Genomic DNA, 12,609 nt, shown 5'->3' with positions numbered 1-12,609 from the left:
TTCTTCTTCTTCACGCCATAATTCAACCCCAACCCAAGCCCCACCGATTTCAGATCAGTCCTTCCCTTGCCAATACCTGAAAGTGGCAGTTTCGCGTAAGGTTGTATTACGAGGCTTACCTGGTTGCTAAGTGGTTTTTCTAAAGCGATTGCGAGATTGACGATATTAAGTATATGCTTATTTTCATTTCGTATAGTATATTCCCTGCGTCCGGTGGGGAAGGCCGGAGAAGGGTTATTATAAATGAAGTCGTATTTCTCTGAAAGCATAATATATGACGACATGCCTGCAGATACGAAAAACTTGTTATTGATTTTATTGCTGATCCGCAAGCTCAAATTGATCGGGACATCTATAACCCGGCAATCGGCATCAATTTTTTTGGAATAACTAGCCCACGTGGCGAAAGGTTTTTCTGTTACTTTGTACGATGTTTTGTCAGCTGAATAAAGTTTTTTCGAATAATAGACCCCGGTTCCAATACTTAAGCCCTTTACCAACTTGTAACTTACACCTATGCCGAGGCTTGTACCCAGATTACCATCGCGCATGTCATTTACTGTGTTGAAATCTGGAGAAAAGGCCAGGCTTAAAGCCCATTTTCCCAAAGACGCCGGGGTTCGGTTATCAGGAATCTCGGTATCCGAAACCAAAGCCTGTCCATTAGCTGCAGAAGTATCTGTTGTGGCGAAATCACGCTGACTTGCGAATTCTCCCGAAAAGTGGGTTTGAACACTCAAATAAGTAACAGTTTTTACCAAACCTAATCCAGAACGGTCACCCGAAGCCGGCAGATTACCCGGAGCTGCCGATACATTTTCGACACTGACTGGTTCATTAGTATTCCCCGATAATCCGGTTCCCTTAAATGGAGCAAGATGTAAATTACTGCCCTTATCTGGAAGGGTTCCATCAGGGGACCGGCGACTTTCCCTCGGGTCTACTATACCAGGTTTAGAGATTGTTGATTTTTCTGTTTCAGGTTTTGCTTTCGCACTGTTGTTTTTCTTGGCCTGCTGATCTGAATGGTCGGGTTTTTCGGGAACAAGCCATAAGGAAAGAAAGATCAGAATCACCGCCGCAACTCCGGATACGGCATAAAACAAGGTAAAAGATCGCCTTTTGGATTGGGGTGTAAGAAGCCGCTCCATATCTTCCCAATTCTTGTCAGTAGGGCTGAGCTCTGGAGGAGAATTAAGACCCTCCTTGAAGAAATTGTCAGTATAATTATGTTCCGAAATGTTCATTACCATTATTTTGAATGGGACTCACGACTCTTTCAGTTATCTTATTTTGAGCATCTAAAATAGCAGTCAACTTCTGCCTTGCTTTAAAAAGGTTTGACTTTGACGCGCCGGTGGAAATGCCAAGCTTCACGGCTATCTCATCGTGAGTAAATCCGTCGATAGCAAAGAGGTTAAATACCGCGCGGTATCCTGGCGGCAGTCCCTGCACCAGTTTGATGAGGTCCTCATAATTTAATTTAGCATCAACTATAGGATTCTCACCATATATATCCAATTCCGTAATATCATCCGTGACCGGATGCCGGAGCTGACTCCTGTAATGATCAATAGCGGTATTTGTCATAATACGGGCTAGCCAGGGTAAAAATGGCTTATTATGATCGTATCGGATCAGGTTTGTTAAAACCTTATAAAAGCCCTGATTCAAAATTTCGTTCGCCTCATCGCGGTCATGTGCATACCTCAGACATATTGCCATTGCGAAGCCATAGAAATCATAATATAACTTCTTCTGACTGGCCGCCACGCCAGCGACGCAACCTTCACGAAGTTCATCAGGCAGAGACTCCAGCGAGTTATTCAAATTTTAAAAGCTCTGATGCATACACGTAATTTACACAGAATTGGTTGCTTTAAGAGGAAAATAATTAGGATTTATAGGATGATAAAATTCATAATCCTATTTCAGACAATTTCCTAATCCCCCTGTGTAAAACTTCCTACTCACATCTTCCAAGTATCACTTATATTTACCATCCTATAGAAATATGAGTGAAGAAATAGAAAATACAGGTGCCGAAGACGTATCTGCAGGTGATGAAGCTGTTCATAATGTTATCTCCCTCTCGGGTTTATATGAGAACTGGTTTTTAGATTACGCATCTTACGTCATTCTGGACCGTGCTGTACCACATATCTACGACGGCCTAAAGCCGGTTCAGCGCCGGATTCTCCACTCATTAAAAGAAATGGACGATGGGCGTTTCAATAAAGCAGCGAACGTAATTGGTAATACGATGAAGTACCATCCCCATGGGGATGCATCTATCGGGGACGCCATGGTACAGATTGGGCAGAAGAATCTTTTGATCGACACTCAGGGAAACTGGGGTGATCCAATTACCGGCGACTCTGCAGCAGCACCCCGATATATTGAAGCCCGTCTCTCGAAATTTGCTCTGGAGGTAGTCTTTAATCCCGATACTACTGAGTGGCAGTCGAGCTATGATGGACGTAATAAGGAGCCCGTCACACTCCCTGTAAAATTCCCCCTGCTGCTGGCTCAAGGTGCAGACGGTATTGCAGTGGGGCTGGCCACGAAGATTATGCCTCACAATTTTGTAGAACTGATTGATGCCTCTATTGAAGTGCTTAAGGGTAACCGCCCTGATCTTCTGCCTGATTTCCAAATGGGAGGAATGGCCGATTTTAGCAATTACAATGAAGGCATGCGGGGCGGAAAAGTACGTGTAAGAGCTAAAATTGTTGAACGGGATAAGAAGACTTTAGCCATTACAGAAATCCCATACACCACTACCACCGGCGGACTGATCGATAGCGTGATTTCAGCAAACGATAAGGGTAAAATCAAGATCAAGAAGATTGAAGATAATACAGCAAAAAATGTAGAGATCATCATTCATTTGGCTCCGGGTATATCACCTGACGTTACAATTGATGCTTTGTACGCCTTTACCGATTGCGAAGTTTCTATATCGCCAAACACGTGCATCATTAAAGGTGATAAGCCTTATTTCATGAGTGTTAACGATATTTTGGTCGAAAGCACTCATCACACGAAAAACCTGTTAAAGCAGGAACTTGAGATTAAACTTGCAGAGTTAAAAGAGAAGATATTTTTTAGTTCTCTCCTTAAGATCTTTATTCAGGAAGGCATGTACAAGAATCCTGAATATGAAAGCTCCGGTAATTTTGAAACGGTAGTAGAGGTGCTCAATAAATTGTTCGAGCCATTTTTCCCGCAATTTTATCGCACCATCCTTCCTGAGGATTATAAAAAACTCATTGATAAACCAATGAGCAGTATTACGCGTTTCGATTTAAAGAAGTCGGATGAGCAGCTAAAATCCCTGGAAAATGATATCAAAGAAGTAAATAAATATCTCAAACACCTTACGGATTACGCGATAGCCTGGTTTGAAAAGCTAAAACAAAAGTATGGCTCAGGCAGGGAGCGTAAGACTGAGATCAGGCAATTCGACAGGGTAGAAGCTTCCAAGGTTGCACTAGCAAATGTGAAGCTTTACATGAATCGTGAGGATGGATTTGTGGGTACCGGCCTTCGCAAAGATGAATTTGTTTGTGATTGTTCCGATCTGGACGAGATAATTATTTTCCGTGAAGACGGGAAGTTCAATGTTTCTAAAGTAGCGGAAAAAACTTTCGTTGGAAAGGGGATACTCCATGCCCAGGTCTTCAAAAAGAATGATGAGCGCACGGTCTATAATATGATCTACCGTGATGGTGAAAGCGGAACGTCATATATCAAACGCTTTTCAGTGCTTGGGGTAACACGCGAGAAGGAATACGACCTTACAAAAGGAACTAAGGGCTCAAAAACGATGTATTTCACGCCTAATCCAAACGGCGAGGCTGAAACTGTGAATGTTCAGCTCAAGCCACATGCCAAGCTTAAAAAATTACAATTCGATATTGACTTTGCAGAACATGCCATCAAAGGTAGAAGCTCGATGGGTAATATTGTCACCAAATACCCTATCAAAAAGGTAGTCCTTAAAAGTAAAGGCGTATCAACGCTGTCGGGCCGTAAGATATGGTACGATGAAATTCTCAAACGTTTAAATGTGGATTCCCGTGGTAAATATCTTGGAGAATTTGACGGCGATGACAGAATCCTGACCGTAGACAGAAACGGTGTAAATGAACTGAGCAGTTTTGAACTCAGCAATCATTTTGATGATCATATTCTGCTGATGGAAAAATACAATCCCGAAAAGGTCTTTACGGTAGTCTACCTGGAAGGCAAATCCGGAAGCCATTACTTGAAACGTTTTAACTTTGAAAATTCTTCCATAGGGAAGAAATCGAATATAATTAGTGAGGAAGCAGGCTCGAAGATGGTATTGCTGACTGGGCTTCAAAAACCAAAAGTCACTCTCGAAGTTTTAAAGGGCAAATCAAAAATTTCGGAGACGGTGGAACTGGACCTTTCCGAGACTATTGAAGTTAAGGGTATGAAAGCCCTGGGTAATAGACTCTCGCCTCATGAGGTGAAATCTATTGTGCTTATTACCCCATTGCAACTGGAACAGGAGGAACTTGTTATACCAGAAACAACTGCTGGTAATCCGGAAATCAATGATGCCGGGAAGCCGGGTATCCACACTGCAACGCCCATTTCTTCAATGGCTATAGACCTGGCTGATGCGGATATAAAAACCGGAGAAGCTGAATCTGACGACACTGAATTAGCGAAAAAAAACGTTCAGCAGGAAGGACTGCTTAATACGTCAGATGAACCGCCTATACAGGTCAAAGAAGTTGAACCCGAACCATCAGTTCAAGCGAACGAAGAGCCAAAGCCAGCAAAAAAGATTGATTTTGAGATCACGAATCCGGAGGATCTGGATATTGATGATAAGGGGCAGCTTGGACTTTTCTAATGGAAACCCGATAGCTATCGGGTTGAAAGAGGAAAGTTGAAAACATGTTGGGGCAGTTCTCGATTATTTAATACGGTTTCCAAATTCCCGGGTAAATTTAGCAAGTTTTGGTTGAATCACATAAGCACAGTAACCCTGGTCCGGGTTATTGTTGAAGTAATTTTGGTGGTAGTCTTCTGCTGAGTAAAATTTCGAAATAGGGGTTATTTCTGTTACAATCGGCCTGTCAAAAACCATTTCTTTTTCAAGCTTATCAATCATGCTTTCGGCAGCAACTTTTTGCTCTGCGGTTTCATAAAATATAGCTGAACGGTATTGTGTACCTGCATCATTCCCCTGGCGGTTTAATGTAGTCGGATCGTGTGTTTTAAAGAATATCAGTAAAAGGTCTTCAAAGCTGATCTCCTCCTCGTTAAATTCGATCTGGATAATCTCGACATGACCTGTATGGCCGTTGCAGATCTCTTTATACGTGGGATTCTCAGTTTGGCCACCCATATATCCTGAAACAACTTTTGTTACTCCTCTTAGATTTTGAAAAACGGCTTCTGTACACCAGAAACAGCCTCCGCCGAATGTTGCTTGTTCCATTTTTTTGAGTTATAAGTTATAGGTTGTAAGTTTTAAGTTGGAGGTTATAGGTTATAAGTTGTAACCTACAACTTTCTTTACCCGTGGATAGTACAGCGTCTAGTTACTTATAACCAACAATTATTTTGCCCCGCGCACAGCATAGCGTCTAGTTACTTATAACCTACAACTTATAACTTACAACTTGTTATTGATACTGTATATAACTCGGCTGCGGTTTCAGTTTCATTAGTTCCGCAGGCGTCATCAACCGGTTTGGTGCTTTTTTGAGGTCATTCTTGTAGAAGATCTTAAATCCGCTAAATTGTACCGGCTCATTATAAATAAAGTAACGGTGAGTTCCCTGTTTTAGCTCTGGTTCACCCCATCCATCCATGTGCATGACCATCTGAACTTCAGGTCTCAACTTGATGTTTTTTGAGTTGGTAACCATTTTGCCTGTAAAGCGGTGGACTACAAATATTTTAGGAGGCAGATTATTGTCTTTCACAAGTTTCGCCAGGTAACCTGAAACCCAATTTATTTCTGAAGCATCATAAGTTCCAATCTTTCTGCCTGGCAGTATGCCGCCTTTCATCGAAAACTCAGGATCGATTCCCAAGTGTACGTTTGGCCTTTTGAGATATTTCTCCAGTCGGGGTAATTCTTCCTTAATCGTACTCAGGGCAACCTGGATATCAAGGAATACGATCATATCTTTCTTCATCGCAGCAATAGTGAACACAGAATCAATCTGTTTGTCGGGCATACGGTTACGGTATTTACCATCCTTTCCAGGATCGCCCGCCGCAACAACGGCGATGTAATGGAGTGCCGGCTGAACTGGGGTAGAAGGATCAATCTTCTCCCATTTCGCTACTTCAGCGTAAAGCATACGAAGCATTTCTTTAGGGGCGTATTCTCCCAAAGCACCCATTTTCTTCGAATAAAGGTTTCCGTAATAAGTTACCACACGTTTGAATGGCAGAATTGCTCCCGGAAGAGGATAAGGTTGATTTTTAACGGGCCATTTCCCCGTGGTATCGCCGTTAGCTAACTGTTTCATTTTCCTGTTATAGACCGCTGTATCAATCGGAGGATATTCACTTGAGGTAGCTTTTATCTCACTTTCCTCTTCTCCTGTCTTAGTCGAATCTTTAACTGTAGCTTTTTCGGAAGCTTTCGTTCCCGGTTCTGAGCATCCTGTAAAGGCTGCGTAAATTGCAATGCCAGTAATCAGGGTAATTTTTTTAATGTTCATTTTTTTGTTTTTCTTGTTTCCCGGCCCTTGCAGCGCTTTCAATTGTTCAAGTTTATCCAATAATAGCAGTTGAGACTACTAAATGTTTTTCGCACTTAGCATAAAAGTCACAAAAATCTACTGAGGATTTGATACGGGCAAATTACCTTACATTATATTGAATAACAAGTTAATTCTTATTTAAAATGATGATTTAAAGAATTTTCCAAATACTCCCAAAGGTAACTTGCATCCTGACTTTGCCTGCAAATACAGCTCTCCCGATTCGAGGTTTTTTGCTCCCGGATACGACGACCGAATGAGATTGTCTACGATAAGAGATGAAAATCCTAGCGAATAGGTATTTAAGATCAGGAAATGTTCATCATCATCTAACAAGGACACCACATCGTGCATCATTTCCTGGATATTATCTTCAAGTTTCCATTTTTCCCCATTAGGCCCATGACCATATGCGGGGGGGTCGAGGATGATGCCATTATATTTTCTTCCGCGTTTAACTTCCCGCTTAACAAATTTTAGCGCATCTTCTACAGTCCAGCGAATGTTATCGAGGCCTGATAAGGTTTGATTTTCATTGGCCCAGCTAACCACCTGTTTTATAGAGTCAACGTGTGTAGTTTCGGCTCCCGCAGCTCTGGCAGCTAACGAAGCACCACCTGTATAGGCAAACAAATTCAATACTTTTGGCTCCGTTGTTTTGAATGACTTAATGCACTCGATAATATAGTCCCAGTTCACCGCCTGTTCAGGAAAAATCCCCAGATGTTTAAATGATGTGAGTGCTAATCGGAATTGGAGTACCACATCGCCATTTTGATATTTAATATGCCAGCGGTCAGGAGTTTTCTGATCTTTCTTAACCCACTCTCCGGAAGTTGCGGAACGGCCTTTAAATCGGATATGATGCTGTCTGGTCCATTCTGATTCAGGCAAGCCCTTTGCCCATACAGCCTGGGGCTCCGGACGGATTAGAACAATATTTCCAAAGCGTTCCAATTTCTCGAAATCACCGCAATCAATAAGTTCGTAATCTGCAAAATTCGAGGGCGTTAGAAGCTGGATCATTAAATTTGAATGTTCTGGCCAGCTGATGGTTCGCCGGCCGACGTTTTAAGACTATTTATTTTTCTGCAATGCCCTCATAAATTTGCTTGCAAAAACGAAATCATTGAGTTCCTGGTTGTCAGTATTGGAAATCTCTTTATTCGATCCTTCCCACCATTTCTGGCCTTCGTGAAGAAATAGGATATTTTCACCGATTCCCATAACCGAGTTCATATCGTGTGTTACAACGATTGTAGTCGTCTTGTACTCCTCAGTGAGTTCCAGGATCAGGTCATCTATCACAATAGATGTTTTTGGGTCAAGACCTGAATTCGGCTCATCTACAAAAAGATATTTCGGGTTCATGGCAATAGCACGTGCAATACCTACACGCTTTTTCATCCCTCCGGAGAGTTCAGCCGGATATAAGTCATTTTTATCTGCAAGGTTTACACGCTCCAGGCAAAAATTCACTCTTTCCAATTTTTCCTTCCTGTGTTGTTCGGTGAACATATTGAGCGGAAACATGATGTTTTCCTCAACAGTCATTGAATCAAATAATGCTGAGCCCTGAAAGAGCATACCTATTTCTGTGCGTATTTCGATCCGGGTTTCGAAGTTCATTCGGGTAAAATCACGTCCGTCATAAATTACCGATCCTTCATTCGGTTCATGCAATCCCACCATGCACTTTAAAAGTGTGGTTTTGCCGGATCCTGATCCACCAATGATCAGGTTACACATCCCTTCCTTAAATTCGGCAGATATACCTCTTAATACATGATTCTCGCCAAATGTCTTGTTTATGTTCTTAACCTCTATCATAACATCAATTGGGCAATAACGTAATCAGAAAAGAGGATTGCTATACAGCTTATAACTACTGCTTTGGTACTTGACTGACCTACTTCCAATGCCCCGCCGCTGGTGTAAAAACCCTGGTAGGCAGATACAGAAGTAATAATAAATGCAAAAATAACTGCTTTCACCATAGAAACAGTGAAGGTGAAAGGATTAAAATCGGTTGTAAGACCAATTATAAAATCCTGTGCTGTCACAGCGCCTGAAGCAGTTCCAGCAATGTAACCGCCGAAAATGCTTAGACCGATTGAAATTATTACCAGCATAGGAATAGTAATAACGCTGGCAATTATTTTCGGAAGAATGAGATAGCCCGGGGAGTTTATACCCATAATTTCTAAAGCATCAATTTGCTCGGTTACCCGCATGGTACCGATCTGGGATGCAACACTTGATCCAACTTTCCCTGCCAGCACAATTGCTGAAATGGTTGGACTTAATTCCAGAATTGATGAATCACGTACAATACCGCCTATTACTGATTTAGGTATCAGATCACTAACCAATTGAAACGCGGTTTGAACCGTCGTTACCGCGCCTAGAAACACGGATATAATTGCGATAATGCCTAAAGAGCCTACCCCAATTGCATTCATTTCGTGGAAGATCTCCCTCCTGTAAATATTCCATTTTTCTGGCCGGCGAAATACTGCTTTTAATAATAATATATATTTACCTAGCGGGTGAAATACCATTTGAATTGGTTTTATTTAAAAAATTATACAATAATAATACAAAAAAATCATCCCTTCAGAAACGGGTGGTTTAAAAAAGTCTCAAGTTGCAAATATCCTTAATTCTACGTCCTTGCATCACCGTTTTTAGTATTTTTAAACCATGAACGCTATTGTAACAGGTGCAACGAAAGGAATAGGCAGAGCATTAGTAATGCATCTTGCTGCTAACAATTATAACCTTGCTTTGTGTGCGAGAAATGTTGAAGAGGTCGAAAAGTTGACCGATGAGCTAGAGACGTTATACCCCTCTCTGAGTTTTTATGGTAAAGCTGCAGATCTGGAGAAACGATCTGATGTTGAAGCCTTTGCGGATTTTTCAAACGATAATTTGGATATAGTCGACCTTCTTATTAATAATGCCGGGTTATTTTTGCCTTCAGGATTAATGAACGAAGCTCCCGATGCGCTCGAAAGGCAAATGCAGGTTAACGTCCTCACTCCCCATTATCTGTGTAAATTCTTTGCAAAGAAGATGATAATTCGAAAGAAAGGGCATATTGTGAATGTTTGTTCCACCGCAAGCTTATCATTGCTCACAGGCTCAGCATCATACAGCATCAGTAAAGGAGCTCTTTTGAGTCTTACAAGGCTGTTGAGAGAGGAACTGACGCCTTCAGGAATCCGGGTTACGGCCGTCCTTCCCGGCGCTACGTTAACTGATTCCTGGTCTGGCACCACCATTCCAGCCGATCGGTTTGTACTACCTGAGGATGTCGCTAAAGCCGTGTTTAATGCAATTTCAATGAGTGATGGAGCGAATGTGGATGAGATTATAATCAGACCGTTGAAGAGTCTTGATAATTGATTTATCATACCTATACTTTTTTCTACCGACAAATTAATGTCCTTTACCGAGAACTTGTGATACCCTGCCTAATTGCTGTTTAAGACACGAAGATGTTGTGTTAGTTTTGATCAGTCAATAAGGGATATTATCTCTAAAACAATTAGCAACTAAATCAACCTGCCTACCGGCAGGCAGGCAACCAAAAACCAACATGGAAAAGAAACTAACCCGGAATGAGCAGGAAAAAACGGTAGCAGGAGTATGCGCCGGACTTGCTGAATACTTTGATTTAGATGTAACATGGATCCGTATTGCATTTGTACTGGCTGTTTTGGCTGGCTTATCCGGAGTGCTTGCTTACATCGTGCTATGGATAGCGGTGCCGGTTAAGCCGTTTGTCCCAAACTACAGCGCGTTTAATGCTGATTACAAAGTTTATGACCATGCAGCAAACCCAAACGGGCCAATAAATGATCCGGCATTTTCCGAGATCCCTTATCCTAAAAGAAAAAAATCAGGGAGCGGTGGAGTAGTAGTCGGACTTATCTTCGTTGTTTTTGGAGCGTTCTTTTTGCTCGACGAGTTCGACTTTGTGCCATACTGGTTTGAGTTCCACAAATTATGGCCGCTTGTATTTATTATTCCGGGGATCATGATGATCAAGAATGCAAATAAAAGGTCGTGGAAAGAGGAGTGGAAGGAAAATCAAAAAGCCGAAAAAGTTGCCCAGGAGGCTGGCCAACAGCAAAATGCTTCCGGTACAGAACAAAGCACTATTATTACGGACGATAATTCTAATAAGGAAGTATAACTCGTCAAGTACGGCTGATTTTACTTGAGCATAAACAATAAATTTAAAATTATGAAAACCGAAAAAATAATCTGGGGCCTGATCTTCATCTTCGTCGGAACAGTGTTCATGCTCGATAACTTTAATGTCATCAATTTCTATTGGGGTTCAATATGGCGCTTTTGGCCAATAATATTTATCCTGGCCGGTATTAATATGTTGTTGAGCAGGCTCGCAAATAAAACTACCGCGGCAATTGTAGCCGCTTCCATAACCCTTATGGTGCTGGCATTCATAGGTTATCAGGGTTCAATTCGCAGAGAACACAATGGATGGGTTCAATTTAGATTCAATGATGATCGTAATGATAGCGACAGAAGCTGGAGCGATGCAAGTATATTTTCAGAGCCATATACTGGTTCAAAGGCTGCAACTTTAAACATTCAGGGGAGTGCCACTGTATTTGATTTGTCAGATAGCACCTCCATGCTTTTCCAGGCAGATGTGAAAGAAACAAGGGGCGGATATTCTCTTGAGAAAACTACCACTGACTCAGTAGATGTTCTGAATTTCCGCAAAAGAAACAGAAATGGCCGGGGTTTTAAAATGGACGACATGGAATCGAATGAAACCCGTCTAAGTCTGAACAGCAATCCAGTATGGGATATCACAGTAGAAATGGGTGCCGGGGAAACGGATTTTAACCTTGAACAATTCAAAGTTCGCAACCTGAAGTTTGAAGGGGGAGCAGCATCTTTTAAAGCTAAAATTGGTTCAAAACTTCCACTTGCAAATGTATCTGTTGAAACGGGAGTAGCCAGTGTAGAGATTGAAGTGCCTGCTGCGTCTGGATGCAGAATAGTAGTTGACAGCGGCCTGTCTTCGAAAGATTTCAATGGCTTTGCGAAACAAGCCGATGGTACTTACAAAACCAGTAATTACGATTCAGCAGTGAATAAGGTCAATATTAGCTTAAAGGGCGGACTATCCTCATTCGAAGTAAGAAAGTATTAAATATATTTGTTGAGCGCTGGCGGAAGCTTCCTGATTTTGGGAAGCTTCCGCTTTGCGTATATAAGCAATGAAACAATATACCGTAGTTATTAAAGGGAAACCTGAAGGCCCATACTCTTTTGAGCGGCTAAAGGAACTGAAAATAAAGCCCGGAACTTTTGTGAGAACAGAGGGGATGGACGACTACAAAGAAGCACACGAAATCCCCGAGCTGTGTGAGCTGCTTGGAATAACGGCACAAATAAGGAAACCTCAATATTTTGCTTCATTAGACGTCCGCCTTCTGGCAATTATTATAGATTATTTTTTGGTCTTCGCTATCTACTGTGTACTGGCTACGGTTGCCGTCCTTTTCATTAGCGAACGGGAAAATAAGATTGTTGTCGCACTGTCCGGCCTTGCCGTAATTCCTTTGGTAAAAATGATCTATAGCATTATGGCCGAAGCTTCCGCCCGGCAGGGAACCTATGGGAAATTTCTGATGGGATTAAAGGTATGTGACGAATCGGGATCGCCTATTACGCCAGGTATCTCAATTGTCAGAAATTTATCTAAACTGATATGCGTGTTCACTCTCGGACTGGGTTATGCCTACGGTTTCTTCGACAAACGGCAGCAGGGGATACATGATAAGATTGCGGGGACGCTGGT

Annotated in this window: 12 protein-coding genes; 5 read left to right on the top strand and 7 right to left on the bottom strand. The window is 41.9% G+C overall.

All coding sequences use genetic code 11. The annotated features are described in order from the left end of the window. On the bottom strand, nt 1–1,247 hold a 1,247-nt coding region (locus ACLL8Z_RS11960; RefSeq protein ID WP_411275023.1), incomplete at its 3' end, for a hypothetical protein. Beyond that, nucleotides 1,228–1,830 (bottom strand): RNA polymerase sigma factor, encoded by a 603-nt coding sequence (locus ACLL8Z_RS11955; protein ID WP_411275022.1) that lies wholly within the window; start codon nt 1,828–1,830, stop codon nt 1,228–1,230. The genes ACLL8Z_RS11955 and ACLL8Z_RS11960, both read right to left, overlap by 20 nt. 184 nt (nt 1,831–2,014) lie before the next feature. Here ACLL8Z_RS11955 and ACLL8Z_RS11950 point away from each other — a divergent pair, with 184 nt between their 5' ends. After that, nucleotides 2,015–4,891, top strand: a complete 2,877-nt coding sequence (locus tag ACLL8Z_RS11950; protein WP_411275021.1) for a DNA gyrase/topoisomerase IV subunit A — start codon at nt 2,015–2,017, stop codon at nt 4,889–4,891. 63 nt (nt 4,892–4,954) lie between these two features. On the opposite strand, the gene msrA is transcribed toward ACLL8Z_RS11950, so the two are convergent. The 5 genes from msrA to ACLL8Z_RS11925 form a co-directional block, all read right to left on the bottom strand. Then, nucleotides 4,955–5,482 (bottom strand): peptide-methionine (S)-S-oxide reductase MsrA, encoded by a 528-nt coding sequence (gene msrA, locus ACLL8Z_RS11945; RefSeq protein ID WP_411275020.1) that lies wholly within the window; start codon nt 5,480–5,482, stop codon nt 4,955–4,957. A gap of 187 nt (nt 5,483–5,669) precedes the next feature. Next, nucleotides 5,670–6,722, bottom strand: a complete 1,053-nt coding sequence (locus tag ACLL8Z_RS11940; RefSeq protein ID WP_411275019.1) for a hypothetical protein — start codon at nt 6,720–6,722, stop codon at nt 5,670–5,672. A gap of 180 nt (nt 6,723–6,902) precedes the next feature. Continuing rightward, nucleotides 6,903–7,790, bottom strand: coding sequence for a class I SAM-dependent methyltransferase (locus ACLL8Z_RS11935; protein WP_411275018.1), 888 nt, complete (start codon nt 7,788–7,790; stop codon nt 6,903–6,905). A gap of 51 nt (nt 7,791–7,841) precedes the next feature. Continuing rightward, on the bottom strand, nt 7,842–8,594 hold the full coding sequence (locus tag ACLL8Z_RS11930; protein WP_411275017.1) for an ABC transporter ATP-binding protein: 753 nt from the start codon (nt 8,592–8,594) through the stop codon (nt 7,842–7,844). Next, the gene (locus ACLL8Z_RS11925) at nt 8,591–9,325 is read right to left on the bottom strand and encodes an MlaE family ABC transporter permease (protein WP_411275016.1); all 735 of its coding nucleotides are present in this window, start codon (nt 9,323–9,325) and stop codon (nt 8,591–8,593) included. The genes ACLL8Z_RS11930 and ACLL8Z_RS11925 overlap by 4 nt, the downstream gene beginning before the upstream one ends. Nucleotides 9,326–9,467: 142 nt before the next feature. On the opposite strand from ACLL8Z_RS11925, the gene ACLL8Z_RS11920 reads away from it, so the two are divergent. The 4 genes from ACLL8Z_RS11920 to ACLL8Z_RS11905 all read left to right on the top strand — a co-directional run. Further along, nucleotides 9,468–10,172, top strand: coding sequence for an SDR family NAD(P)-dependent oxidoreductase (locus tag ACLL8Z_RS11920; protein WP_411275015.1), 705 nt, complete (start codon nt 9,468–9,470; stop codon nt 10,170–10,172). Nucleotides 10,173–10,365: 193 nt separating this feature from the next. Continuing rightward, entirely contained in the window at nt 10,366–10,965 is a 600-nt protein-coding gene (locus ACLL8Z_RS11915; RefSeq protein ID WP_411275014.1) for a PspC domain-containing protein, read from the top strand. Between the two features lie 51 nt (nt 10,966–11,016). Beyond that, nucleotides 11,017–11,958 (top strand): LiaF transmembrane domain-containing protein, encoded by a 942-nt coding sequence (locus ACLL8Z_RS11910; RefSeq protein WP_411275013.1) that lies wholly within the window; start codon nt 11,017–11,019, stop codon nt 11,956–11,958. Between the two features lie 67 nt (nt 11,959–12,025). After that, nucleotides 12,026–12,609, top strand: a 584-nt coding sequence (locus tag ACLL8Z_RS11905) for an RDD family protein (RefSeq protein ID WP_411275012.1), incomplete at its 3' end; no start/stop codon positions are given.

It is taken from the genome of Daejeonella sp. (assembly GCF_046590655.1).
Lineage (GTDB): Bacteria > Bacteroidota > Bacteroidia > Sphingobacteriales > Sphingobacteriaceae > Daejeonella.
Note: the sequence above shows the minus strand (reverse complement) of the source record. Positions and strands in the feature narration are given on the sequence as shown.